The following is a 25,084-nucleotide window of genomic DNA, read 5'->3' as shown; positions in this document are numbered from 1 at the left end:
ACCACAGGTAATACATTATTCCTGTGGCTATCGGTTTTATCATTCAGTGACACACATCGCAATGAGTAAAACCGTTGAGGGCAAAAATGTGGCTTGCATCACACAAAAGAATCTCTCGGATTATTAGCAAAAAGCCGATGTTTTTACTGTCAGGTCACCCGTTTTGCCCGACTTGCCTTCGTCCATTCTGGATTTGCACAGCGCGGACATAATTGTTTTTCCCCCGCGTTCATATGAATGATTTCACTGCAACGGATGCATGCATAGTCCGCCGACTCCGGCACCACTTTGTAACGCTGAGTACAGTCACTGGGTAAAATAAGTAAGCCTGGTTTTACTTTGTCATTTTCAAAGAAATAGACGCTAATTTGCCCGTTGGTTTCGAGAATAGCCAAACGTACCTGCCCCAGTTGTTCCACGCCACGCAACCGTAGTTCCATAAAGAACTCAAATTCCGTCATGTTGGAGTTATTGAGTTTCGACCAGGCCAGCTCACCATCTTCAATAATGACAACCGGTTTACCTTCCAGCAAATCTTCCAGTTTTTCACTGTGCGCCATCAACCACATCACCAGGCGGTATAACAACGCCAGGGTAATAAAGACAATAAGCACCGGGACCATCGGCACATCGTCATAAAACGCCACATCCCCCGCCGCCGACCCCAGCGTCAGAATGATTAATACTTCAAATAGCGACATTTGCCGCACGCCGCGTCTTCCTGTCATTTTGAGGAACAAAAAGACCAACACAAAGGTATAGAGACTACGTAGTGCAACTTCGCCAAGAAAATCAAAAGGCACTTTATCGAATGCCATACGGTGGAGATCGAACGCCTTCATTTTTATGCTCTTATCGTAGTTTATCCGCTAAAAGCATAGCTAACAGTTCATCAGCGTGGCGGCGGTGATAGCACCTTTGAGATAAAACCCGTATTATTGCGCGCTTTCCGTACGACTAAAGTGATTTTCATGACGCAAACATTTATCCCCGGCAAAGATGCCGCACTGGAAGATTCCATCGCTCGCTTCCAGCAAAAACTCTCCGACCTCGGTTTTCAGATTGAAGAGGCCTCCTGGCTGAATCCGGTACCGAACGTCTGGTCCGTGCACATTCGCGACAAAGAGTGCGCCCTGTGTTTTACCAACGGCAAAGGCGCAACCAAAAAAGCGGCGCTGGCTTCTGCCCTCGGTGAATATTTCGAGCGTCTGTCTACCAACTACTTTTTTGCGGACTTCTGGCTGGGCGAAACCATTGCCAACGGTCCGTTCGTGCATTATCCCAACGAAAAATGGTTCCCGCTGACCGAAAATGACGATGTGCCAGAAGGGCTGCTCGATGATCGTCTGCGCGCGTTTTACGATCCGGAAAATGAACTGACCGGCAGTATGCTGATTGACCTGCAATCCGGTAACGAAGATCGTGGTATTTGCGGCCTGCCGTTTACACGTCAGTCCGACAATCAGACCGTTTATATTCCGATGAATATCATTGGTAACCTGTACGTCTCTAACGGTATGTCCGCAGGTAATACCCGCAACGAAGCACGCGTTCAGGGGTTGTCCGAAGTTTTCGAACGCTACGTGAAAAACCGCATTATTGCTGAAAGCATCAGCCTGCCAGAGATCCCAGCAGACGTGCTGGCGCGTTACCCAGCGGTGGTTGAAGCCATCGAAACACTGGAAGCAGAAGGTTTCCCAATCTTTGCTTATGATGGTTCGCTTGGCGGTCAATATCCGGTGATTTGCGTGGTACTGTTTAATCCTGCTAACGGCACCTGCTTTGCCTCATTCGGTGCGCATCCTGATTTTGGCGTTGCACTGGAACGTACCGTGACCGAGCTGCTGCAAGGTCGCGGTCTGAAAGACCTGGATGTATTTACTCCACCAACCTTCGATGATGAAGAAGTCGCTGAGCATACCAACCTCGAAACGCACTTTATCGACTCCAGCGGATTAATCTCCTGGGACCTGTTCAAACAGGATGCCGATTATCCGTTTGTAGACTGGAATTTCTCCGGCACCACTGAAGAGGAGTTCGCCACGCTGATGGCTATCTTCAAGAAGGAAGATAAAGAAGTTTATATTGCCGATTACGAGCATCTGGGTGTCTACGCTTGCCGAATTATCGTGCCTGGCATGTCCGATATTTATCCGGCTGAAGATTTATGGCTGGCAAATAACGGTATGGGCAGCCATTTACGGGAAACAATTCTGTCACTGCCCGGTAGTGAGTGGGAAAAAGAAGATTATCTGAACCTCATTGAGCAACTGGATGAAGAAGGTTTTGATGACTTTACCCGCGTGCGTGAGCTGCTGGGTCTGGCGACCGGGCCAGATAATGGCTGGTATACCCTGCGTATCGGTGAGCTGAAAGCCATGCTGGCACTGGCTGGCGGCGATATGGAACAGGCTCTGGTCTGGACCGAATGGACGATGGAATTTAATTCATCGGTGTTCAGCCCTGAACGCGCCAACTATTATCGTTGCCTGCAAACGTTGTTATTACTGGCACAGGAAGAAGATCGCCAGCCACTGCAATATCTGAATGCGTTTGTTCGCATGTACGGCGCAGATGCCGTAGAAGCCGCCAGTGCGGCAATGAGCGGCGAAGCGGCGTTTTATGGCTTGCAACCAGTAGATAGCGATCTGCACGCGTTTGCTGCACATCAGTCATTGTTGAAGGCCTACGAAAAGCTGCAGCGCGCCAAAGCAGCATTCTGGGCAAAATAAAATCAAATAGCCTACGCAATGTAGGCTTAATGATTCGTCTGAGTTATATTACGGGGCGTTTTTTTAATGCCCCGCTTTACATATATTTGCATTAATAAAATAATTGTAATTATAAGGTTAAATATCGGTAATTTGTATTTAATAAATACGATCGATATTGTTACTTTATTCGCCTGGTGCTCCCTTTTAATTAACTGTTTTAGCGGAGGATACGGAAAAAATTCAACTCATTTGTTAATTTTTAAAATTTATTTTTATTTGGATAATCAAATAGTTACTCCGTATTTGCATAAAAACCATGCGAGTTACGGGCCTATAAGCCAGGCGAGATATGATCTATATCAATTTCTCATCTATAATGCTTTGTTAGTATCTCGTCGCCGACTTAATAAAGAGAGAGTTAGTGTGAAAGCTGACAACCCTTTTGATCTTTTACTTCCTGCTGCAATGGCCAAAGTGGCCGAAGAGGCAGGTGTCTATAAAGCAACGAAACATCCGCTTAAGACTTTCTATCTGGCGATTACTGCCGGTGTTTTCATCTCAATCGCATTCGTCTTCTATATCACAGCAACCACTGGCACAGGCACAATGCCCTTCGGCATGGCAAAACTGGTTGGCGGCATTTGCTTCTCTCTGGGGCTGATTCTTTGTGTTGTCTGCGGAGCCGATCTCTTTACTTCCACAGTGTTGATTGTTGTTGCCAAGGCGAGTGGGCGCATCACCTGGGGCCAGTTGGCGAAAAACTGGCTAAATGTCTATTTTGGCAACCTGGTCGGCGCACTGCTGTTTGTACTTTTAATGTGGCTTTCTGGCGAATATATGACCGCGAATGGTCAATGGGGACTAAACGTCCTACAAACCGCCGACCACAAAGTGCACCATACTTTTATTGAGGCCGTCTGTCTTGGTATCCTGGCAAACCTGATGGTATGTCTGGCAGTATGGATGAGTTATTCTGGCCGCAGCCTGATGGACAAAGCGTTTATCATGGTGCTGCCGGTCGCGATGTTTGTTGCCAGCGGTTTTGAGCACAGTATCGCAAACATGTTTATGATCCCGATGGGTATTGTAATCCGCGACTTCGCATCTCCGGAATTCTGGACCGCTGTCGGTTCTGCACCGGAAAATTTTTCTCACCTGACCGTGATGAACTTCATCACTGATAACCTGATTCCGGTTACGATCGGTAATATTATCGGCGGTGGTTTGTTGGTTGGGTTGACATACTGGGTCATTTACCTGCGTGAAAACGATCACCATTAATGGTTGTCGAAGTACGTAGTAAATAAAAAATCCACTTAAGAAGGTAGGTGTTACATGTCCGAGCTTAATGAAAAGTTAGCCACAGCCTGGGAAGGTTTTACCAAAGGTGACTGGCAGAATGAAGTAAACGTCCGTGACTTCATTCAGAAAAACTACACTCCGTACGAGGGTGACGAGTCCTTCCTGGCTGGCGCTACTGAAGCGACCACCACCCTGTGGGACAAAGTAATGGAAGGCGTTAAACTGGAAAACCGCACTCACGCGCCAGTTGACTTTGACACCGCTGTTGCTTCCACCATCACCTCTCACGACGCTGGCTACATCAACAAGCAGCTTGAGAAAATCGTTGGTCTGCAGACTGAAGCTCCGCTGAAACGTGCTCTTATCCCGTTCGGTGGTATCAAAATGATTGAAGGTTCCTGCAAAGCGTACAACCGCGAACTGGATCCGATGATCAAAAAAATCTTCACTGAATACCGTAAAACTCACAACCAGGGCGTGTTCGACGTTTACACTCCGGACATCCTGCGTTGCCGTAAATCTGGTGTTCTGACCGGTCTGCCAGATGCATATGGCCGTGGTCGTATCATCGGTGACTACCGTCGCGTTGCGCTGTACGGTATCGACTACCTGATGAAAGACAAACTGGCACAGTTCACCTCTCTGCAGGCTGATCTGGAAAACGGCGTAAACCTGGAACAGACTATCCGTCTGCGCGAAGAAATCGCTGAACAGCACCGCGCTCTGGGTCAGATGAAAGAAATGGCTGCGAAATACGGCTACGACATTTCTGGTCCGGCTACCAACGCTCAGGAAGCTATCCAGTGGACTTACTTCGGCTACCTGGCTGCTGTTAAGTCTCAGAACGGTGCTGCAATGTCCTTCGGTCGTACCTCCACCTTCCTGGATGTGTACATCGAACGTGACCTGAAAGCTGGCAAGATCACCGAACAAGAAGCGCAGGAAATGGTTGACCACCTGGTCATGAAACTGCGTATGGTTCGCTTCCTGCGTACTCCGGAGTACGATGAACTGTTCTCTGGCGACCCGATCTGGGCAACCGAATCTATCGGTGGTATGGGCCTCGACGGTCGTACCCTGGTTACCAAAAACAGCTTCCGTTTCCTGAACACCCTGTACACCATGGGTCCGTCTCCGGAACCGAACATGACCATTCTGTGGTCTGAAAAACTGCCGCTGAACTTCAAGAAATTCGCCGCTAAAGTGTCCATCGACACCTCTTCTCTGCAGTACGAGAATGATGACCTGATGCGTCCGGACTTCAACAACGATGACTACGCTATCGCTTGCTGCGTAAGCCCGATGATCGTTGGTAAACAAATGCAGTTCTTCGGTGCGCGTGCAAACCTGGCGAAAACCATGCTGTACGCAATCAACGGCGGCGTTGACGAAAAACTGAAAATGCAGGTTGGTCCGAAGTCTGAACCGATCAAAGGCGACCTCCTGAACTACGATGAAGTGATGGAGCGCATGGATCACTTCATGGACTGGCTGGCTAAACAGTACATCACTGCACTGAACATCATCCACTACATGCACGACAAGTACAGCTACGAAGCCTCTCTGATGGCGCTGCACGACCGTGACGTTATCCGCACCATGGCGTGTGGTATCGCTGGTCTGTCCGTTGCTGCTGACTCCCTGTCTGCAATCAAATATGCGAAAGTTAAACCGATTCGTGACGAAGACGGTCTGGCTATCGACTTCGAAATCGAAGGCGAATACCCGCAGTTTGGTAACAACGATCCGCGTGTAGATGACCTGGCTGTTGACCTGGTAGAACGTTTCATGAAGAAAATTCAGAAACTGCACACCTACCGTGACGCTATCCCGACTCAGTCTGTTCTGACCATCACTTCTAACGTTGTGTATGGTAAGAAAACCGGTAACACCCCAGACGGTCGTCGTGCTGGCGCGCCGTTCGGACCGGGTGCTAACCCGATGCACGGCCGTGACCAGAAAGGTGCTGTAGCTTCCCTGACTTCCGTTGCTAAACTGCCGTTCGCTTACGCTAAAGATGGTATCTCTTACACCTTCTCTATCGTTCCGAACGCACTGGGTAAAGACGACGAAGTTCGTAAGACCAACCTGGCTGGTCTGATGGATGGTTACTTCCACCACGAAGCGTCCATCGAAGGTGGTCAGCACCTGAACGTTAACGTGATGAACCGTGAAATGCTGCTCGACGCGATGGAAAACCCGGAAAAATATCCGCAGCTGACCATCCGTGTATCTGGCTACGCAGTACGTTTCAACTCGCTGACTAAAGAGCAGCAGCAGGACGTTATTACTCGTACCTTCACTCAATCTATGTAATTAGATTTGACTGAAATCGTACAGTAAAAAGCGTACAATAAAGGCTCCACGAAAGTGGGGCCTTTTTTAGCAAGAGAGCCTTTTTTGTCAGCTATCTATACTTTAAGGTAACTGCCAAAACAGACTCGACGTAGCCTTCGAGCTGCGCACCAACACGGCCTCAGATGGGCCACATCTGGAGAAACACCGCAATGTCAGTTATTGGTCGCATTCACTCCTTTGAATCCTGTGGAACCGTAGACGGCCCGGGTATTCGCTTTATCACCTTTTTCCAGGGCTGCCTGATGCGCTGCCTGTATTGCCATAACCGCGACACCTGGGACACGCATGGCGGCAAAGAAGTTACCGTTGAAGATTTAATGAAAGAGGTGGTGACCTATCGCCACTTTATGAATGCTTCAGGCGGTGGCGTTACCGCATCCGGCGGTGAAGCAATCCTGCAAGCTGAATTTGTTCGTGACTGGTTCCGCGCCTGCAAAAAAGAAGGCATTCATACCTGCCTGGACACCAACGGTTTTGTTCGTCGTTACGATCCAGTGATTGATGAACTGCTGGAAGTGACCGATCTGGTAATGCTCGATCTCAAACAGATGAACGACGAGATCCACCAGAATCTGGTCGGCGTTTCCAATCATCGTACGCTGGAGTTCGCCAAATATCTGGCGAACAAAAATGTGAAAGTCTGGATCCGCTACGTTGTTGTCCCAGGCTGGTCTGACGATGACGATTCAGCGCATCGCCTCGGTGAATTTACCCGTGATATGGGCAACGTTGAGAAAATCGAGCTTCTCCCCTATCACGAGCTGGGCAAACACAAATGGGTGGCGATGGGTGAAGAGTACAAACTCGATGGTGTGAAACCACCGAAGAAAGAGACCATGGAACGCGTGAAAGGTATTCTTGAGCAATATGGTCATAAAGTAATGTTCTAATTTCCCCATAAAGCGGCAACTTTATTGAGTTGCCGCTTTGTTATTCCGCGCTTCATTCTGCAGAACTAACCACAATGATTAGTTCGTATTCGCTTTACGAGCCAATAGCGGGAATATCAACCCCAACCCCACCAGCACAAATGGTGTAGCGATATTCAGCGCTAGTTGGAAGGTCCACTCTGCAGTGAAGGCTTCCATTTTCGGGAAGATCCCCGTCAAACAGGCAAAAGCAGTAAAGGCAAAACACCAAATCCCGACAGTCATCGCCAGAGACTTATTACGAATAAAGACATATTCCGGCTTATATTTCTGCGCCAGGTGAACTACTGCAATAAACGCCACGAACACCCACAAATAACGCAGTGGCATCACTACTGAGTTCAAATTGAGCAGCCATTTGTAGAGATTATTCATGTCACCAATACCCAGTGTTGGCAGCATAATCAGAATCGCCACCAGCACCAGGGTCAGTAGATAACCATTAACCGGTGTACCTGAATCATTGGTCCGGCACAATCTGGCAGGAATATATTTACTATCCGCGTCACCTAATAACACTTTCAGAGGAGCATCGATGGAGAACACCAGAGCAGCGACCTGTCCCAGGGTATTTGCAATGGCGTAAATCACCATTAGGGTATTCCCCATGTTGTAATACTCGCCCAGCTTCTGAAAAGCGTAATACTGACCGTTAGTCATTAAGTCATCAGGAATATTACGCGAGTCAAACATCATCCCCATTGCGAGAGAGCCCAGAATGGCACAAACTGCAACCATCACCGCCAGGCATAGCATCCCTTTTGGAAATTCTTTTCCTGGGTTGCGCGTCTGATTAACGTAGGGAGAAATCTTCTCTGCACCACCAACCGCGAAAACCAGCATTGAAATAGTGGTAATGTAGGTAAAATCGATATGGGGAATGAACGTTTCCCAGGTAATGTTCGTGGTCGCAATATGCACTTCAGTAATCGCAGGCGCGGTTACTGCCATCGCCACATACAGGAGCGACATGATAAACATCGCAATCCCTGCCACAGAACCGACGATTTTCAGCGATTTCATACCACGTGAAGCGATCCACATAAAGAAGACAAACAGCACCAGCGTTAACCCCTGTAACGCTACGACTGAATATTCTTTGATTAACGAACCGTCACCTTTCATCGCCCAGCCGAGCGCAATCAGAATGGCCTGTGGTTTTTGTGCCAAATAGGGTATATGCACCACCCAATAGGTCCACGCGGCAAGATAAGCCAATCCGGGGCCCATTGTGTGCTTAATCCAGGTACTGACTCCGCCTTTCCCATCTTTAAAAGTCGACCCCAACTGACCGACAATCAATGCATATGGTGTAAAATAGAGCGCAAATATAAACAGCCATGAAAACACAACGACCAACCCCTGGTTGGCATAATTATTAACAACATTGCCAAATCCCCAAACCGTAATAAAAGACATCAGTGCAATGTTGTACCAGCGCAACTGTTTTTCCTGAACGTTCCCAGCCATAGTTCGATCCTTCGCTATTTTTTTAATAGATATCTGTAAAACGAGGGATTATGCGCGGCTAATAAGAAGTACGAAAATAGCGGAATGAAAAATTATAACCTGCTGCACAATTTATTTTTCCATAAATGAAATTTGGTAAAAGCAAGTTGTATAGAGGAAACAAAAAAAACAGAGTGCGATACAGCATGTTCACACTCTGCACTAATTCATTTACACATGAGCGACAGGTTTGGGTGTATGACCGGCGTTACGCAGCAGCATCAACAAGTAGATAAATGACACACTGGCAATCATAATAAATAACAGTTTATCGGAAAAATTCTGCATCAGTATGGCGGTAAAAGACGGACCAAGCAGACTACCGACTGTATAACTCAACAGTAAAGCCTGATTCATCGCCACCAGTTGATGATGTTCAACCTTCTCACAAGCCCAGGCCATCGCTACTGGATACAGCGTAAACCCCGCAGCACCGAGAATAAACAATGAAGGCGCCATCGCAGCCTGGCTTAACATTGCAATACTACCAAGAATGACAACAAAAACCTGAACGCGCAGTACCAGTAGACGACCAAATTTATCCGCCAGACGCCCAATAGGCCACTGCCCAAGGATTCCTGCGCTGACCAGTACAGCCATCCAGAAACCGATGCTGGCGTTATTGATCCCCTGATGGTTAAGATATAATGGCATCAGACCATACAGAGAGCCCAGGACAATCCCGGAGATAATGCAGCCATTGACCCCAAGCCGTGCCTGGCGGAGTTTAAGCATTGATGTAATCGGCGTAGCCGGATGTTTTTCCGTTTGCTGATTCAGAATACGAGTAAACAACAACGGTAAGATGCCTGCCAGTATCAAACCCGTTGCCCACGGTAACACGGCCATCAGCTCAGTCGACACTTTGCTGACCAGCAACTGGCCCAGAAACGTCCCCACGTAATAGACCATCATATAAGCGGCAAGTAGTCGTCCACGATTACGTGAGGTCCCGCTGCACATCAGCGCACTTTCGACCACAACCCAAATCATGGCGCAACCAACGCCTGCGACAAAACGCCAGGCAAGCCAGCTCCAGAAACCAATCATCAGGCCAAGCCCGGCACAGCCCGCCGCAAAAATAAACGAGGCCATGTAATAGCTACGATTAAATCCAAAACGTTTAATGACATACCCTGTCAGTAAAGTCCCCACCAGATTGCCGGTAAAATAGGACGAACTGACGACGCCGACCTGCCATGTGGGCAAGTGCTCCTGGGCGAGCCATAGCGGCACGAGTGTATTTAACACTGCGATCGCTAAGGTCAACAAAAGCAGGCCAGACAGCAAAAGCATGACAGGCCGGGTATACGTGGACATGGATAAAAACCGTGAGGAAGTTCAAATTTTATGCGCATCATGCCACCGCTAAAAACATTGTCAATGGGGTAAAATACCCCCATAACGCAGCGGCTGTATTATCGATTGATATTACTCATTCATAACACTAATAATAAAAAGACAATTAATCTCATCTACTTGTTTTTATTGATCTAACACAAACATCATGCGCTTCGTTCAGTCGAAAAATTTCATGGTCACAGCAAACTAAGATTTCCCGTCTATGCTTTCAAGGCAACGCATCGCGCCTGAACGCTTTCAGGCGTATCACTGACTCTCGAAAGGAGAAGAGAATGACCAAACCGTATGTTCGTCTCGATAAAAATGATGCTGCTGTTTTGTTAGTTGATCACCAGGCTGGTTTGCTTTCCCTTGTGCGGGATATTGACCCCGACAAATTCAAAAATAACGTGCTGGCGCTGGGTGACTTAGCAAAATATTTCAATCTCCCCACCATTCTCACCACCAGTTTTGAAACCGGCCCTAACGGCCCATTAGTCCCCGAGCTGAAAGCACAGTTTCCGGATGCGCCTTATATTGCGCGTCCTGGAAATATTAACGCCTGGGATAACGAAGATTTTGTCAAAGCAGTTAAAGCGACAGGTAAAAAACAACTGATTATTGCAGGGGTGGTAACCGAGGTTTGCGTAGCATTCCCGGCGCTTTCGGCTATTGAAGAAGGGTTTGATGTCTTTGTGGTAACCGACGCTTCTGGAACCTTTAACGAGATTACCCGGCATTCAGCATGGGATCGTATGTCACAAGCTGGCGCTCAATTGATGACATGGTTCGGCGTGGCTTGTGAGTTGCACCGCGACTGGCGTAACGATATTGAGGGGCTGGCGACGTTGTTCTCTAACCACATTCCTGATTATCGTAATTTGATGACCAGTTATGACACGTTAACGAAACAGAAATAAGAGATAACCGGGGCCGAAACCCCGGTTATTACACCTTAACTGGCAACGGCCATGCCAACGGTCATATGCAAACCGTAGAATACCCCGCGGCCGATTAATTCCCCTGCAAGAAGCAGGATGAATGATACGGAAAGCAGAGGCACCGCAGGCTGAAAGCCTTTCACCTGCGGTGCAATCCACAAGCACAGTGCCACGGCCAAAAGCACAATCCGCCAGGACATCAGCGCACCGTAGTCAGGCACCAGTGCGGCAGCCTGTTGCACTGAACTATGAATGGTCGCCAGTTCTGCGCCCTGCATTACTGACATCACGCCACTCACCACCAGTGCCAACACAGAAATTGCAGGCAGCAGACGCATCGCCCAGCCATCAACGCCAGCAAGACTCAGCAACAGGTAACCCAGCAACGGGCCGCCCATAAACATGGTCAGGAAGAAGCCCATCGGCGTCCAGATGCTGTACCAGGTCGGTACGGTATCGATGCTGTTATAGACACGCACCATCATCCAGACAAAGACCACGCCGAGAACCATCGTCACCACCAGCCAAAGCGTGCGTAATGCCGGTGACAATTTTTTCAGCATCGCCAACAACCAGCCAATTCCGCCTACGGCAAAAAAGATCGAACCGCTGGCGATTTCGTTACTCAGAGCTGAAGCCCCTACCCGGTTAAGCGAGTTAAAGGCGCGCATTGGTGAGCCAAGATGGAGCATAGAGGCGATAAACCCAATGCCCATCAGAACCCATAAGCCAAACATGCAGGCGATAACACGCTGCTGGGCTTCTGCTCGCAGATCGCCTTTGAGCAGTGCCAAAGCCAGAACGATAAAACCGCCCACCACACATTGCCCGAAGACCGTGAAGATCATCAGCGGCCATTCATGCCATCCACTTCCCATCTCACACCTCCTTCGGGTTTGCCAGATAGCCAGTGGTATCCCCGGTTGGGCGGCTATTGGCGTTAGGTTTAATCACAATATTCGGTTTGGTGAAGTGCGCACGCGGCAACGGCGCAACAGCCGCCAGATCGCCGTGTTTTTTACGCAGCTCGTCGATAGGTCCGAAATCCAGCGCCCGTAGCGGGCAAGATTCGACGCAGATCGGTTTTTTACCTTCTGCGACGCGGTCATAGCAACCATCACATTTGGTCATATGACCTTTGGTTGCGTTGTACTGCGGTGCGCCATACGGGCAGGCCATATGGCAGTAACGACAGCCAATACACACATCTTCATCGACAACGACAAAACCATCTTCACGTTTATGCATCGCACCGCTTGGGCAGACTTTGGTACAAGCCGGATCTTCGCAGTGGTTGCATGAAATCGACAAATAGTAGGCAAATACGTTTTGATGCCAGACGCCGTTATCTTCCTGCCAGTCTCCACCAGCATATTCATAAATGCGGCGGAAACTAACTTCCGGCGTCAGATCTTTGTAGTCTTTACAGGCCAGCTCGCAGGTTTTGCAACCGGTGCAACGGCTGGAATCAATAAAAAATCCATACTGGGTTGTCATCGGTTACTCCTTACACCTTTTCAACCTGAACAAGGTTCGTATGTGATGGATTCCCCTTGGCAAGAGGAGACGGACGTTGAGTGGTCAGTACGTTAATACAACCGCCCTTATCGACACGTTTCGCATCCGGGTCATACCAGGCACCTTCGCCCAATGCGACCACGCCCGGCATCATTCGTGGCGTCACTTTCGCCTCAATATGGACTTCACCACGATCGTTAAAGATCCGCACCTTATCGCCGTTGCTGATACCACGTTTTTGCGCATCAAGTGGGTTGATCCACATTTCCTGACGGCAAGCTGCTTTCAGCACGTCAACGTTACCGTAAGTCGAGTGAACACGAGATTTGTAATGGAACCCCGTAAGCTGCAGCGGATACTGTTTGTTGAGCGGATCCTGATAACTTTCAAAGCCCGGTGTATAGATCGGCAGCGGATCGATCACATCGCCTTCCGGCAATTCCCAGGTGGCGGCAATGTCAGCCAGCGCCTGTGAATAGATCTCAATTTTGCCCGATGGCGTGGTCAATGGATTAGCCTGCGGATCTTCACGGAAGGCTTTGTAAGCAACGTGATGCCCTTGCGGATCGCGCTTTTTAAAGATCCCTTGTTTGCGGAACTCTTCAAAGGTTGGCAGTTCCGGAATCGCTTCGCGCGACTGGGCATACAGGTGACGCATCCACTCTTCCTGGGTACGACCTTCAGTAAACTGTTGCTCGACGCCAAGACGTTTTGCCAGTTCGCTGGTCATCTCATAGATAGTCTTACATTCAAAGCGCGGTTTAATGACCTGGTCGTTGAAAATGACGTAAGACATATTCCCGCAGGATGCATCCAGCGCAAAGTCCATCTGTTCGGAGGCAGTGCAGTCCGGCAGCAGGATGTCAGCATATTTCGCCGATGAGGTCATGTGGCAGTCGATAACCACAATCAGCTCACACTTCTTATCATCCTGGAGGATTTCATGGGTACGGTTGATTTCCGAATGCTGGTTAATCAGGCAGTTACCGGCATAGTTCCAGATCATCTTGATCGGAACATCCAGCTTATCTTTCCCGCGCACACCGTCACGCAGTGCCGTCATTTCCGGGCCACGTTCAATGGCATCGGTCCACATAAACATGGAAATGCTGGTCTGAATCGGGTTTTCCAGGGTAGGCATCCGCACAAACGGTAAGCTGTATGAACCTTCTCGCGCACCGCTGTTACCACCGTTAATACCGACGTTCCCGGTGAGGATTGCCAGCATCGAAATGGCACGCGTGGCGATTTCACCGTTGGCATGGCGCTGCGGCCCCCACCCCTGGCTGATAAATGCCGGTTTGGTGCTACCGATTTCACGAGCAAGTTTGATGATTTTATCTGCCGGGATACCGGTAATTTGCGAGGCCCATTCCGGTGTTTTGGCAACACCGTCTGGCCCATCACCCAGAATATACGCTTTGTAGTGACCATTTTTCGGCGCGCTGGCAGGCAACGTTTTTTCGTCGTAGCCGACACAATATTTGTCGAGGAATTCCTGATCAACCAGGTTTTCGGTGATCATGACATACGCCAGACCGTTAACCAGTGCCGCATCTGTTCCCGGACGAATCGGGATCCATTCATCTTCGCGTCCGGCGCCCGTATCGGTATAGCGCGGATCGATAATGATCATACGTGCATTTGATTTTTGCCGCGCCTGCTCCAGGTAATAGGTCACCCCGCCGCCGCTCATACGCGTCTCGCCAGGGTTGTTACCAAATAGCACCACCAGTTTACTATTTTCGATATCTGACGGACTGTTGCCATCGGCCCAGCCGCCATAGGTATAGTTCAAACCTTCGGCTATTTGCGCCGAGGAGTAGTCACCATAATGGTTCAGATAACCGCCGCAGCAGTTCATCAAACGCGCTACCAGAGTATTTCCCGGCGGCCAGGAACGGGTCATGGTGCCACCCAGCGTACCGGTACCATAGTTCAGATAGATGGATTCGTTACCGTACTCTTTTATCAGGCGCTGCATATTCGTGGCGATGATATCGTAGGCTTCTTCCCAACTAATACGCTCAAACTTACCTTCGCCACGAGCACCTACTCGTTTCATCGGATATTTCAGGCGGTCGGGATTGTAAACGCGGCGACGCATAGAACGCCCACGCAGGCACGCGCGCACCTGGTGCAGTCCTTCGTAATTGTCATCCCCGGTATTATCCGTTTCGACATATTTGATTTCGCCGTCCACTACATGCATACGCAGTGGACAGCGGCTGCCACAGTTAACAGTACAGGCGCTCCATATCACCTTTTCGTCTGAATTTGCCGGAGCGACACTATTAGCAGCGTGCGCAATCCGGCTAAAGGGTAATGTTAACGCGCTGCTGGCCATCGCCAGGCCGCCGATCGCTGTCGTTTTTACCAAACCACGGCGACTCACCTCAGCAGCCAATACCGCATCAGGAATTTTCGTTTTCATAATGGCTCACTCAAGCTTGCTTACGATTGATTCCAGTAACAAACCGTCTTGTGTAATTATTTTCATAGCGGCGCGCTATATAGGTTTGTATACATCGAATAATTTGAAAATCAACGGGATAGGTAGATTTTCACTCGAAAGTAGTATTGCGCTTAAGTCAGCTGTAATTATTGTTTGGTATCAAAGGGAGATAAAAAAAGCGCCCTCAGGCGCTTTTTAGATTCAGAATAGTTGGATATTAGCCGATATATTCCAGTCCGTTCATATACGGGCGCAGAACTTCTGGTACTTCAATACGACCATCAGCCTGCTGATAGTTTTCCATTACCGCAACCAGCGTACGACCAACAGCCAGACCAGAACCGTTCAGGGTATGAACCAGACGGGTTTTCTTGTCAGACTTACTGCGGCAACGTGCCTGCATACGACGCGCCTGGAAATCCCAGACGTTGGAGCAGGAAGAGATCTCGCGGTAGGTATTCTGCGCCGGGATCCATACTTCCAGGTCGTAAGTTTTGCAAGCGCCAAAGCCCATGTCGCCAGTGCAAAGGATGATTTTGCGGTACGGCAGGCCCAGCAGTTGCAGGACTTTCTCCGCATGACCAGTCATCTCTTCAAGTGCCGCCATTGAATCTTCCGGACGCACGATCTGAACCATTTCAACTTTGTCGAACTGGTGCATACGAATCAGACCACGGGTATCACGACCATAAGAACCGGCTTCAGAACGGAAGCATGGGGTATGAGCGGTCATTTTGATCGGCAGATCATCTTCATCGATGATTTCACCGCGAACCAGGTTGGTCAGCGGAACTTCTGCAGTTGGGATCAGCGCGTAGTTACTGGTATCAGCTTCTTCTTCCAGCGGACGAGTATGGAACAGATCGCCAGCAAACTTCGGCAACTGACCCGTACCGTACAGCGTATCCTGGTTAACCAGGTACGGGACATAGTTTTCGCTATAGCCATGCTGCTCGGTGTGCAGGTCCAGCATAAACTGCGACAGTGCGCGGTGCATGCGAGCGATCTGCCCTTTCATCACCACAAAGCGCGAACCTGTCAGCTTAACCGCTGCCGCAAAGTCGAGGCCGGAGTGCATTTCACCCAGCGTCACGTGGTCACGAACTTCGAAGTCAAATTCACGCGGGGTACCCCAGCGGCTGACTTCAACGTTGTCATTTTCATCTTTACCAACCGGCACTTCATCTGCAGGCAGGTTAGGGATTGTCAGCGCGATATCGCGAATTTCAGCCTGTAAAGCATCCAGCTCGGCTTTTGCTGCATCCAGCTCTTCGCCCAGTTTGTTCACTTCCAGACGTAAAGGCTCGATATCTTCCCCGCGCGCTTTCGCCTGGCCGATGGATTTCGATCGAGAGTTACGCTCTGCTTGCAGGTTTTCCGTTTTGACCTGCAATACTTTACGACGCTCTTCAAGAGCGCCCAGCTTATCTACATCCAGCTTAAAGCCCCGGCGTGCCAGTTTTTCAGCGACTGCGTCTGGCTCATTACGCAGCAGATTGGGATCGAGCATGCTTATCCTGTGCTTATCGAATTAAATGGGAGATGTGGCCACAGCCTGCGACCACAGGGATACAGTAACAACATTACCGCAACGATAACATTAACGGTAGCGTTTTATGGGGCTATTTTGATCCTGTTCAGCCAGCCAGGCGAGCTTTTCGCCAATCTTGCCTTCAAGGCCTCTGTTTGTCGGGAAATAATAGCGCGTTTGTGCTATTTCCGGCGGGAAGTAAACCTCACCGGCAGCATAAGCGTTTGCTTCATCGTGGGCGTAACGATATTCCTGACCGTAGCCCATTTCCTTCATCAGTTTGGTTGGCGCATTACGCAGGTGTACCGGCACGTCATAATCCGGACGTTCACGGGCATCAGCTAACGCGGCTTTAAACGCGGTGTAGACAGCGTTACTTTTTGGCGCACAAGCGAGATAAACAATCGCCTGGGCAATGGCGCGTTCACCTTCTGCCGGACCTACGCGGGTAAAGCAATCCCAGGCAGCAATCGCCACCTGCATCGCCCGCGGATCGGCATTACCGATATCTTCTGAAGCAATCGCCAGGCAGCGACGTGCGACATATAACGGATCACCGCCCGCAGTAATAATCCGCGCATACCAGTACAGCGCCGCATCAGGTGCGCTACCGCGTACCGATTTATGCAGCGCGGAAATCAGATCGTAAAAGCGATCACCTTTGTTATCAAAACGAGCGCTACGCTCACCAGCAATTTCGGTGAGTAACTCAGGCTTCAGGACACGTTTGCCGCTGTCATCGACTTCGGCCATATCCGCCATCATTTCCAGCGTATTTAACGCCCGGCGCGCGTCGCCATTCACCAGTTCAGCAATCGCGCGGCGTGTTTCATCTGGCAGAACAATATCCTGCCCACCGTAGCCGCGGGTTTTGTCTTCCATCGCCTGAGTCAGTACTTGCTCTATATCCTCGGTGGTCAGGGATTTGAGCAAATAGACACGAGCACGGGAAAGCAGCGCCGAATTAAGCTCAAACGACGGGTTTTCAGTGGTTGCACCAATAAACGTGATGGTGCCATCTTCAATGTGTGGCAGAAACGCATCCTGTTGGCTTTTATTAAAGCGATGCACTTCATCGACAAACAAAATGGTACGGCGACCGGCATTGCGGTTTTGCCGCGCGCGCTCTATCGCTTCGCGAATTTCTTTCACGCCAGAAGTGACAGCAGAAATACGTTCCACATCAGCATTTGCATAGCGGGCGATCACTTCGGCAAGGGTAGTTTTACCGGTACCTGGCGGCCCCCAGAGGATCATGGAATGCAGATGTCCGGCTTCGATAGCGCGCGGCAACGGCTTCCCCGCAGCCAGCAAATGTTGCTGGCCAATATACTGTGCTAAATTTTCTGGCCGCATACGTGCGGCCAGAGGTTGAAAAGTATTATCCGAAAAATCGAGCGACAGATTGCTCACTCAGGTGCCTCTACTTACGTTGATCATCTACCGTTACGCCTTGCGGCGGGGTGAAGGTAAATTTCGCTGCATCCACAGCACCGTTTTGCTGGGATTTCAGCTGATAACTGCTGCGTTGATCGTCCTGTTCCACCGCGCTGAATTGATGGATGGTGCCATCACGGCCCACGTTAATAGTGAACTGCTTCAGATTGCCATTGCTGGCTTTCGGCGTCAGGACAAAATCATCGCCGTTCTGTTTGATGTTGTACTGCTGCCAGTCGCTGGACTGGTTACGTGCGATCAGCATAAATGGCGTATTCCCGGTGGCATCTTTCAGCCAGGTCGCCGTAGCCTGTTCAACAAACGGGTTATAGAACCACAGTGTTTTACCATCAGAAACCAGAATGCTTTCATCAGGTTGAGTCATATGCCAGTTGAACAAATTAGGGCGTTTGACCCACAGATCGCCCTGACCTTCCTGCACCGCCGCGCCGCTACCGTCAGTCACTTTTTGTGTGAAGCTGGCGTGGAAGCTGCTGACTTTATCCAGACGGCTTTTCAGATCGCTTGCGGCATCAGCCCAAACACTGGACGCCACTAAACTTGAGAGTAATGCACAGGTGATGGCAATTTTTTTCATCATTGTTCCTCAAATTACGTCACTCCCGATCGGGAGTTCCCTCTACTCTCTATTCCAGGCTAATAATCAGCTTGAGGAAAGAAGAAAATACTGAATTTTCAGTTGATAGAGTGCCGGATGCGACACTATCGCGTCTTATCCGGCCTACGATGCACTAATTAGTCAAACGGTGGCGGAGCCAGTACTTCACGATTACCGTTGTGACCCTGTTCGCTGACGATCCCTTGCGCTTCCATCTGTTCAACAATGCGTGCAGCACGGTTGTAACCTATGCGGAACTGACGCTGAACACCAGAAATAGACGCTTTGCGTTTTTCAGTGACAAACGCCACCGCCTGATCGAACAGCGGATCCAGTTCTTCAGCACCATCGAAACCACCAGCTCCGCCTTCGCTTTCGCTATCGGAGGTGATGCCATCTACATACTGCGGACGACCACGCGCTTTCCAGTCCTGCACCACGGCATGAACTTCCTGATCGCGAACAAAAGCACCATGGACACGTACCGGCATGGTTGAGTTCGGCCCGGAGTAAAGCATATCCCCCATACCAAGCAGTGATTCCGCGCCAGCCTGATCAAGAATGGTACGTGAGTCGATCTTGCTGGATACAGTAAAGGCGATACGGGTTGGAATGTTCGCTTTAATCAGCCCCGTAATAACATCCACCGAAGGGCGCTGCGTTGCCAGCACGAGGTGAATACCTGCGGCACGGGCTTTTTGCGCCAGACGCGCAATCAACTCTTCCACTTTTTTACCTACCGTCATCATCAGGTCGGCAAATTCATCCACCAGCACTACAATGTACGGCTCTTTTTTCAGCACTGGATGCTGGGCATCCATACTGTCACCTGGCTTCCAGTACGGGTCTGGAATCGGACGCATCATTCGGTCCGCTTCAGCAATTTTTTCGTTATACCCCGCAAGATTACGCACTCCCAGTGCCGACATCAGCTTATAACGGCGTTCCATTTCATTTACGCACCAGCGCAGAGCGTTGGCAGCATCTTTCATGTCTGTTACGACTTCCGTTAACAGATGCGGGATGCCTTCATAAACCGAAAGCTCCAGCATTTTCGGGTCGATCATAATGAAACGAACATCTTCCGGCTGCGCTTTATAGAGCATGCTCAGGATCATGGCGTTTACACCCACCGACTTACCGGAACCAGTGGTCCCCGCAACCAGCAAGTGAGGCATTTTAGCCAGATCGGCTACGACCGGATCGCCTGCGATATCTTTACCCAAAACAATCGTCAGCGGCGATGGGTTATCACGGAACTTCGCGTTATCCAGCACTTCGCGCAGATAAACGGTTTGTCGTTTTTTGTTCGGCAACTCCAGACCTACGTAAGGTTTACCAGGAATGACTTCAACCACACGCACCGCCACGGTCGACAATGAACGGGCAAGGTCGCGTGACAGGTTAGAAATACGTGCGGCTTTTACGCCCGGCGCCAGGTTCAACTCAAAACGGGTGATTACAGGCCCTGGTGAATAATTGACCACATCAGCTTTAATGCGGAAATCGGCCAGCCGTGCTTCTACCAGACGCGCCATTTGCTCAAGCGCAAAGGTATCTACTGGCTCAACTTCGCTTGGCGGTGGTGTCAGCAAATCCAGCGAGGGTAGTGGCGTCGTTGGTTTATGCAACGGACGGCTATCACCGTTGCGCATTAACAACGGATGAAGCAGGGTATCCTGCGGCTGTGGTGCTACCGGTTGCTGCGGCTGCTGATATTGCGGCTGCGGCGCTACTGGCTGCTGCGGCTGCTGATATTGCGGCTGCGGCGCTACCGGTTGCTGCGGCTGCTGATATTGCGGCTGCGGCGCTACTGGCTGCTGCGGCTGTTGATACTGCGGCTGCGGCGCCACCGGTTGTTGCGGCTGTTGATACTGCGGCTGCGGCGCTACCGGTTGCTGTGGCTGCTGATACTGCTGCTGCGGCGCTACCGGTTGCTGCGGTTCAACAATGGGCGTAAACAGTGGCTCGTGTGGGCCATCATCCACCAAAGCTTTCATCGGTGAAAATTCAAAATCATTCAGCGAGAATGGATTTGCTCCCGCAGGTTGTTCACCGGAATAACGTTGCTGCTGAGTCTGGGCAAACTGACGAGCCAGTTCAGCCTCTGCCGCTGCATCTTCATCTTCAGGGTTAACTGGCGCATCATGTTGATACTGTTCACCATAGCGTTGCTGCTGTGCCTGGGCAAACTGACGTGCCAACTCATCTTGCTGCATCGCATCGATTTCATCATCGTTATACTGATCGCCAGAATCGTATTGATTGCGCTGCGCTTCGCGAGCTTTCTCTTCGGCGGCTCGTTGTGAAGGTAGTTTAATGCCATACGATGCCAGTTCACGACGAGTCGGAACACGAATACGCTTTGGTCGTGGCAACTGCGGGCCAATCCCCTCTTTCACTTGTGGTCGAGGTCCACCGCTATTTGCCAGGCTAAAAACAGGTGCAGCAACCGTTGCTGCGGCCCCCGTCGCCAGAGTCGCTTTCTTCACGCCCGATGCCAGCGGCGAAACAGCAGCCACGGCTTCTACCGGAGGGACTGCAGCAGCAGTCGGCGATGACTGAACAGATTTAGCTGACTGAAAAGGTCTAACAGGCTCAGGTTCTTTAACTGGTTCAGGAATAGGCTGATACCAGGCGGCGAGCTGTTCACGTTCGCGCGCACGCTTCTCTTCAACTTCTTCAAAATAGTAAAGCGGCGGACGCGCAGGTTTTGTTTCTTCAGCAACCGGTTCAGGCTCCACAACAGGCGGCTGCTCAACCGGATGCGGCTGTTGACGCAACGTCTCCTGAACGGCTGGCTGCTGGTAATTTTGCTCAGGCTGGTATGTAGACTGCGCCGCAAAAGTGGATTGTGTCCCCTCGGCTTGCCACGCGTTATCAGCCACTGGCTGTTCAGGCACTGGCGCATAATATGGTTGTTGAACAGGTTGTTCCGCAACAGGCGCATAATACGGCTGCTGAACCGGCTGTTCAGGCACTGGTGCGTAATATGGTTGTTGAACAGGTTGTTCCGCAGCAGGCGCATAATACGGCTGCTGTGACTGCACAGGTTGTTGCGGATAACCTTCCGGCACTGGGGCAATGACTGGCTCGCCCGTTTGCGGCCCTGGCGCAGGCTGCCAGGCAACAGCAGGTTGAGCAGGTTGAACATCAACCGACGCAACAGGCGGCTTCTGAGTAACAGGTTCAACCGGAGCTGCCCAGCTTTGCGTCACCGTGGTAGCAGCAGCTGCCGCAGCAACAGGTTCGGTAATTGGTGCACCGTTTAATAATGGATCGTATTCGTCATATTCTGGCTGCGTTGCACAGTTGCCCGAAAAGAGGACATCATCAGGATCAGCGGCTACGCCGCGCGCAGTGTAGGTAATGTCGTCTTCATCATCCATCCGCTTACCGGAGAACAATGCAGCGTCTGTTTGCCGCCCCATCGGATTGATGAATTTTTCCGCCAGACGTTTACGACGCGCTAACGCGCCACGAAGAATACGAGCACGGCGCGATTCATGCTGTTTGCCGTTTTTTTCGTCTTCATACTCTTCGTCGTCTTCATACTCTTCTTCATCAACCCAGGTATCATCTCGACGAGTGCGGTTACTGGCGAAAGTGAGGATGTTTAAAATCCAGCCCCCCAGTTTTTCGGCAATGGTCACCCAGGACCAGCCGGTAAACAGCGTCAGGCCAGCCGCCCAAACACAGAGCAGCGCAATGGTCCCGCCACTGCTGTGCAACAGCGGCTGCAGCGTAGTGCTTAATAAACTACCGATTACACCACCGGAGGCAAAATACCAGATGTCGTCCGCGTTGATTGCCGCAAGGCCACAGGACGTAAGGATAAGCGCCAGCACGCCAATAATTCTTAGCGAAACGGCGAAATAGTCAACGTACTCATCGCTGGACTGATGACGCCAGGCAAACCAACAGCCGCCAACAATAATGACCGGGATGGTGTAAGCCATCACGCCAAAAATGAAGAACAGCGTATCTGCCAGCCACGCGCCAGGCGTCCCGCCTAAATTATGGATAGGTTCATGCCAGGCCGTTTGCGACCAGCTGGGGTCCGAAGGGTTAAAGCTTAATAAGGCTGCCATCAACCAGACGGCAAACAGGACAATAAGAATCAGCAACGCCTCCAGAAGTCGGCGCCCGCTGCTTAACTTTGTCAATGTGACTTCTTTGTCTTCAGTGTATTCCTGGCTCAAGAAAGGCTCTCCAGGTTACAGGCTTTTCCTGCCCGATGCTAAAACGGACAACAGCACCAGGTTACCCCAGTACTGTTGCTGTATGGATTAACAGGAGTGTAATCAAAATACGCCTATTTTGCACCTGTTCCGTGTTAGCGCGTCTTAATAACCAGACGATTACTCTGCTTGACTTCTTCCATAACAACGTATGTCCGTGTGTCATTGACGCCAGGCAGACGCAGCAGGGTTTCCCCTAGCAGCTTACGATAAGCTGACATATCCGGCACGCGTGTTTTCAACAGGTAGTCGAAATCACCGGATACTAAATGACACTCCTGAATTTCTTCAAGTTTTTGCACAGCAGTATTGAATTGTTCAAACACATCCGGAGCGCCACGATTCAGAGTAATCTCAACGAATACCAGAAGTGATGCATCCAGATAATGCGGGTTCAACAGCGCCGTATAGCCCTGAATAAACCCTTGTCTTTCCAGCCGACGCACACGCTCAAGGCACGGCGTTGGGGAAAGTCCCACACGTTTAGAAAGCTCGACGTTAGAAATACGCCCATCCTTTTGCAACTCATTAAGAATGTTACGATCGATACGGTCGAGATCTTTGCCAGGGCGCTTCTTGCTATCTACCATTATTATTGTCTCTCTGTATTCCTTCCCTACTCCTGTCTGACCCTGAAGACATCACTGTTCAGAGTCGCTACCTGTCACGATAGACCGAAATCATTAAGATTCACGGCTCGCAATGCCTGGGTCTACGGTGAGAAGACCGTTGCCTTGAGGCAGCTATCGACATCACGAATGGCGTCTGTCCACGCCATGCGTAGATTTCACTAGCACGGTAAACATGGTATTTACATGCATGATTATGCGCACATAACAATACTGTTTTTTTCTTCCTCGAATGTTTTCGCAAAACACCAGGTGATTGTCAAAGCAAAACATCGTTTTTTAGTACAACATGCCAGTTATTCATTAACAGTGACGTTTAATCATCATTTAATCGGCTTATAAACCGGAAAAATTAAGTAGCAGACGTGATAATGACGGGAGAATGACAGGAGAATTTGACACGATTATCGCTTTTGACGATTGCACATATCGTTAACAAAATCGTCATACTCTTTTTTTACGTCTGTAAATTCCCTACAATCCTGCCCATTGTCTGCCAACAACTATGGGGATCTCATGGGCACGACCAAACACAGTAAACTGCTTATCCTGGGCTCAGGCCCGGCGGGATATACCGCTGCTGTCTACGCGGCACGCGCCAACCTGCAACCGGTGCTGATTACCGGCATGGAAAAAGGCGGCCAGCTGACGACGACCACTGAAGTAGAAAACTGGCCAGGAGATCCAAATGATCTGACCGGCCCGTTGCTCATGGAACGCATGCATGAACATGCTACCAAGTTTGAAACTGAAATTATTTTTGACCACATCAATAAAGTGGATTTGCAGAATCGTCCGTTCCGCCTGACTGGCGATAACGGCGAATATACCTGCGATGCGCTGATTATTGCCACCGGGGCTTCTGCACGCTATCTCGGCCTGCCCTCTGAAGAAGCCTTTAAAGGCCGTGGGGTTTCTGCCTGTGCAACCTGCGATGGATTTTTCTATCGCAATCAGAAAGTGGCGGTCATCGGCGGTGGCAATACCGCAGTTGAAGAGGCGCTGTATCTGTCTAACATCGCTTCCGAAGTACATTTGATCCACCGCCGCGATGGTTTCCGTGCGGAAAAAATCCTCATTAAGCGTCTCATGGACAAAGTGGAGAACGGCAACATCATTCTGCACACCAACCGTACGCTGGAAGAAGTGATCGGCGATCAGATGGGCGTCACTGGCGTTCGTCTGCGCGATACGCAAAACAGCGATAATATCGAGTCTCTCGACGTTGCTGGTCTGTTTGTTGCTATCGGTCACAGTCCGAACACGGCTATTTTTGAAGGACAACTGGAACTGGAAAACGGCTACATCAAAGTGCAGTCGGGTATTCATGGTAATGCCACCCAGACCAGCATTCCGGGCGTCTTTGCCGCAGGTGACGTGATGGATCATATTTATCGCCAGGCCATTACTTCTGCCGGTACAGGCTGCATGGCAGCACTTGATGCGGAACGCTACCTCGACGGTTTAGCTGACGCAAAATAATTTTACAAATCAGTAACAAAAGTAAAGAAGGCGACACCATGCGACTATGGGTCGCCTTTATTTTTTCCCCGTTGTAAC

17 protein-coding genes are annotated in these 25,084 nt (G+C 50.2%); 6 read left to right on the top strand and 11 right to left on the bottom strand.

Annotated features, from left to right (window positions below; all coding sequences use genetic code 11):
- Nucleotides 1-149: 149 nt before the first annotated feature.
- Nucleotides 150-842: a DUF421 domain-containing protein gene (locus AACS80_RS01405; protein WP_130205321.1), complete on the bottom strand. Its 693-nt coding sequence runs from the start codon at nucleotides 840-842 to the stop codon at nucleotides 150-152.
- A 129-nt stretch (nucleotides 843-971) separates the two neighbouring features.
- On the opposite strand from AACS80_RS01405, the gene ycaO reads away from it, so the two are divergent.
- The 4 genes from ycaO (at nucleotide 972) to pflA (ending at nucleotide 7,264) form a co-directional block, all read left to right on the top strand.
- Nucleotides 972-2,732: a 30S ribosomal protein S12 methylthiotransferase accessory factor YcaO gene (gene ycaO / locus AACS80_RS01400; RefSeq protein WP_135409785.1), complete on the top strand. Its 1,761-nt coding sequence runs from the start codon at nucleotides 972-974 to the stop codon at nucleotides 2,730-2,732.
- Nucleotides 2,733-3,137: 405 nt separating this feature from the next.
- Nucleotides 3,138-3,995 (top strand): formate transporter FocA, encoded by an 858-nt coding sequence (gene focA / locus AACS80_RS01395; RefSeq protein ID WP_000642546.1) that lies wholly within the window; start codon nucleotides 3,138-3,140, stop codon nucleotides 3,993-3,995.
- A gap of 54 nt (nucleotides 3,996-4,049) precedes the next feature.
- Entirely contained in the window at nucleotides 4,050-6,332 is a 2,283-nt protein-coding gene (pflB, locus tag AACS80_RS01390; RefSeq protein WP_001292820.1) for a formate C-acetyltransferase, read from the top strand.
- 191 nt (nucleotides 6,333-6,523) lie between these two features.
- Complete coding sequence (gene pflA, locus AACS80_RS01385) at nucleotides 6,524-7,264, top strand: pyruvate formate lyase 1-activating protein (RefSeq protein WP_000111043.1); 741 nt, start codon at nucleotides 6,524-6,526, stop codon at nucleotides 7,262-7,264.
- A 78-nt stretch (nucleotides 7,265-7,342) separates the two neighbouring features.
- Here pflA and AACS80_RS01380 read toward each other — a convergent pair whose 3' ends face one another.
- Nucleotides 7,343-8,773, bottom strand: a complete 1,431-nt coding sequence (locus AACS80_RS01380; protein ID WP_138183628.1) for an APC family permease — start codon at nucleotides 8,771-8,773, stop codon at nucleotides 7,343-7,345.
- 210 nt (nucleotides 8,774-8,983) lie between these two features.
- Nucleotides 8,984-10,132 carry an MFS transporter gene (locus AACS80_RS01375; protein ID WP_131162337.1) on the bottom strand — a complete coding sequence of 383 codons (1,149 nt, stop codon included), beginning with the start codon at nucleotides 10,130-10,132 and terminating at the stop codon, nucleotides 8,984-8,986.
- Nucleotides 10,133-10,446: 314 nt separating this feature from the next.
- Between AACS80_RS01375 and ycaC the strand changes: the two genes are divergently transcribed.
- Nucleotides 10,447-11,073, top strand: coding sequence for an isochorismate family cysteine hydrolase YcaC (gene ycaC / locus AACS80_RS01370; protein WP_012133028.1), 627 nt, complete (start codon nucleotides 10,447-10,449; stop codon nucleotides 11,071-11,073).
- A 35-nt stretch (nucleotides 11,074-11,108) separates the two neighbouring features.
- Here the strand turns inward: ycaC and dmsC are convergent, their stop codons facing one another.
- From dmsC to lrp, 8 genes are all read right to left on the bottom strand, one after another.
- Nucleotides 11,109-11,972 carry a dimethyl sulfoxide reductase anchor subunit DmsC gene (gene dmsC / locus AACS80_RS01365; protein WP_130260771.1) on the bottom strand — a complete coding sequence of 288 codons (864 nt, stop codon included), beginning with the start codon at nucleotides 11,970-11,972 and terminating at the stop codon, nucleotides 11,109-11,111.
- A gap of 1 nt (nucleotide 11,973) precedes the next feature.
- Nucleotides 11,974-12,591 carry a dimethylsulfoxide reductase iron-sulfur subunit DmsB gene (gene dmsB, locus AACS80_RS01360; RefSeq protein WP_000213094.1) on the bottom strand — a complete coding sequence of 206 codons (618 nt, stop codon included), beginning with the start codon at nucleotides 12,589-12,591 and terminating at the stop codon, nucleotides 11,974-11,976.
- A 10-nt stretch (nucleotides 12,592-12,601) separates the two neighbouring features.
- Nucleotides 12,602-15,046: a dimethylsulfoxide reductase subunit A gene (gene dmsA, locus AACS80_RS01355; RefSeq protein WP_130215687.1), complete on the bottom strand. Its 2,445-nt coding sequence runs from the start codon at nucleotides 15,044-15,046 to the stop codon at nucleotides 12,602-12,604.
- A gap of 238 nt (nucleotides 15,047-15,284) precedes the next feature.
- Nucleotides 15,285-16,577: a serine--tRNA ligase gene (gene serS / locus AACS80_RS01350; protein ID WP_000886683.1), complete on the bottom strand. Its 1,293-nt coding sequence runs from the start codon at nucleotides 16,575-16,577 to the stop codon at nucleotides 15,285-15,287.
- A 90-nt stretch (nucleotides 16,578-16,667) separates the two neighbouring features.
- A complete protein-coding gene (rarA, locus tag AACS80_RS01345; RefSeq protein ID WP_130205287.1) occupies nucleotides 16,668-18,011 on the bottom strand; it encodes a replication-associated recombination protein RarA in 1,344 nt (447 codons plus the stop codon).
- 10 nt (nucleotides 18,012-18,021) lie between these two features.
- On the bottom strand, nucleotides 18,022-18,633 hold the full coding sequence (lolA, locus tag AACS80_RS01340; RefSeq protein WP_001295343.1) for an outer membrane lipoprotein chaperone LolA: 612 nt from the start codon (nucleotides 18,631-18,633) through the stop codon (nucleotides 18,022-18,024).
- A gap of 158 nt (nucleotides 18,634-18,791) precedes the next feature.
- Nucleotides 18,792-22,856 (bottom strand): DNA translocase FtsK, encoded by a 4,065-nt coding sequence (gene ftsK, locus AACS80_RS01335; RefSeq protein ID WP_138183627.1) that lies wholly within the window; start codon nucleotides 22,854-22,856, stop codon nucleotides 18,792-18,794.
- A gap of 134 nt (nucleotides 22,857-22,990) precedes the next feature.
- Nucleotides 22,991-23,485 (bottom strand): leucine-responsive transcriptional regulator Lrp, encoded by a 495-nt coding sequence (gene lrp, locus AACS80_RS01330; protein ID WP_000228473.1) that lies wholly within the window; start codon nucleotides 23,483-23,485, stop codon nucleotides 22,991-22,993.
- Nucleotides 23,486-24,040: 555 nt separating this feature from the next.
- On the opposite strand from lrp, the gene trxB reads away from it, so the two are divergent.
- Complete coding sequence (gene trxB / locus AACS80_RS01325; RefSeq protein ID WP_130205283.1) at nucleotides 24,041-25,006, top strand: thioredoxin-disulfide reductase; 966 nt, start codon at nucleotides 24,041-24,043, stop codon at nucleotides 25,004-25,006.
- Nucleotides 25,007-25,084 lie beyond the last annotated feature (78 nt).

The sequence above is a fragment of the Escherichia sp. E4385 genome (genome assembly GCF_963883145.1).
GTDB lineage: Bacteria > Pseudomonadota > Gammaproteobacteria > Enterobacterales > Enterobacteriaceae > Escherichia.
The sequence above is the reverse complement of the archived record's forward strand: the minus strand, read 5'-3'. Positions and strand labels throughout refer to the sequence as shown.

Bases quoted from the DNA above. Each gene is read 5' to 3' on its own strand.
- ycaC (WP_012133028.1), top strand. From the start codon at position 10,447: ATGACCAAACCGTATGTTCGTCTCGATAAAAATGATGCTGCTGTTTTG.
- dmsA (WP_130215687.1), bottom strand. From the start codon at position 15,046: ATGAAAACGAAAATTCCTGATGCGGTATTGGCTGCTGAGGTGAGTCGC.
- AACS80_RS01375 (WP_131162337.1), bottom strand. From the start codon at position 10,132: ATGTCCACGTATACCCGGCCTGTCATGCTTTTGCTGTCTGGCCTGCTT.
- lrp (WP_000228473.1), bottom strand. From the start codon at position 23,485: ATGGTAGATAGCAAGAAGCGCCCTGGCAAAGATCTCGACCGTATCGAT.
- trxB (WP_130205283.1), top strand. From the start codon at position 24,041: ATGGGCACGACCAAACACAGTAAACTGCTTATCCTGGGCTCAGGCCCG.
- pflB (WP_001292820.1), top strand. From the start codon at position 4,050: ATGTCCGAGCTTAATGAAAAGTTAGCCACAGCCTGGGAAGGTTTTACC.
- pflA (WP_000111043.1), top strand. From the start codon at position 6,524: ATGTCAGTTATTGGTCGCATTCACTCCTTTGAATCCTGTGGAACCGTA.
- ycaO (WP_135409785.1), top strand. From the start codon at position 972: ATGACGCAAACATTTATCCCCGGCAAAGATGCCGCACTGGAAGATTCC.
- dmsB (WP_000213094.1), bottom strand. From the start codon at position 12,591: ATGACAACCCAGTATGGATTTTTTATTGATTCCAGCCGTTGCACCGGT.
- lolA (WP_001295343.1), bottom strand. From the start codon at position 18,633: ATGAAAAAAATTGCCATCACCTGTGCATTACTCTCAAGTTTAGTGGCG.
- AACS80_RS01405 (WP_130205321.1), bottom strand. From the start codon at position 842: ATGAAGGCGTTCGATCTCCACCGTATGGCATTCGATAAAGTGCCTTTT.
- serS (WP_000886683.1), bottom strand. From the start codon at position 16,577: ATGCTCGATCCCAATCTGCTGCGTAATGAGCCAGACGCAGTCGCTGAA.
- AACS80_RS01380 (WP_138183628.1), bottom strand. From the start codon at position 8,773: ATGGCTGGGAACGTTCAGGAAAAACAGTTGCGCTGGTACAACATTGCA.
- dmsC (WP_130260771.1), bottom strand. From the start codon at position 11,972: ATGGGAAGTGGATGGCATGAATGGCCGCTGATGATCTTCACGGTCTTC.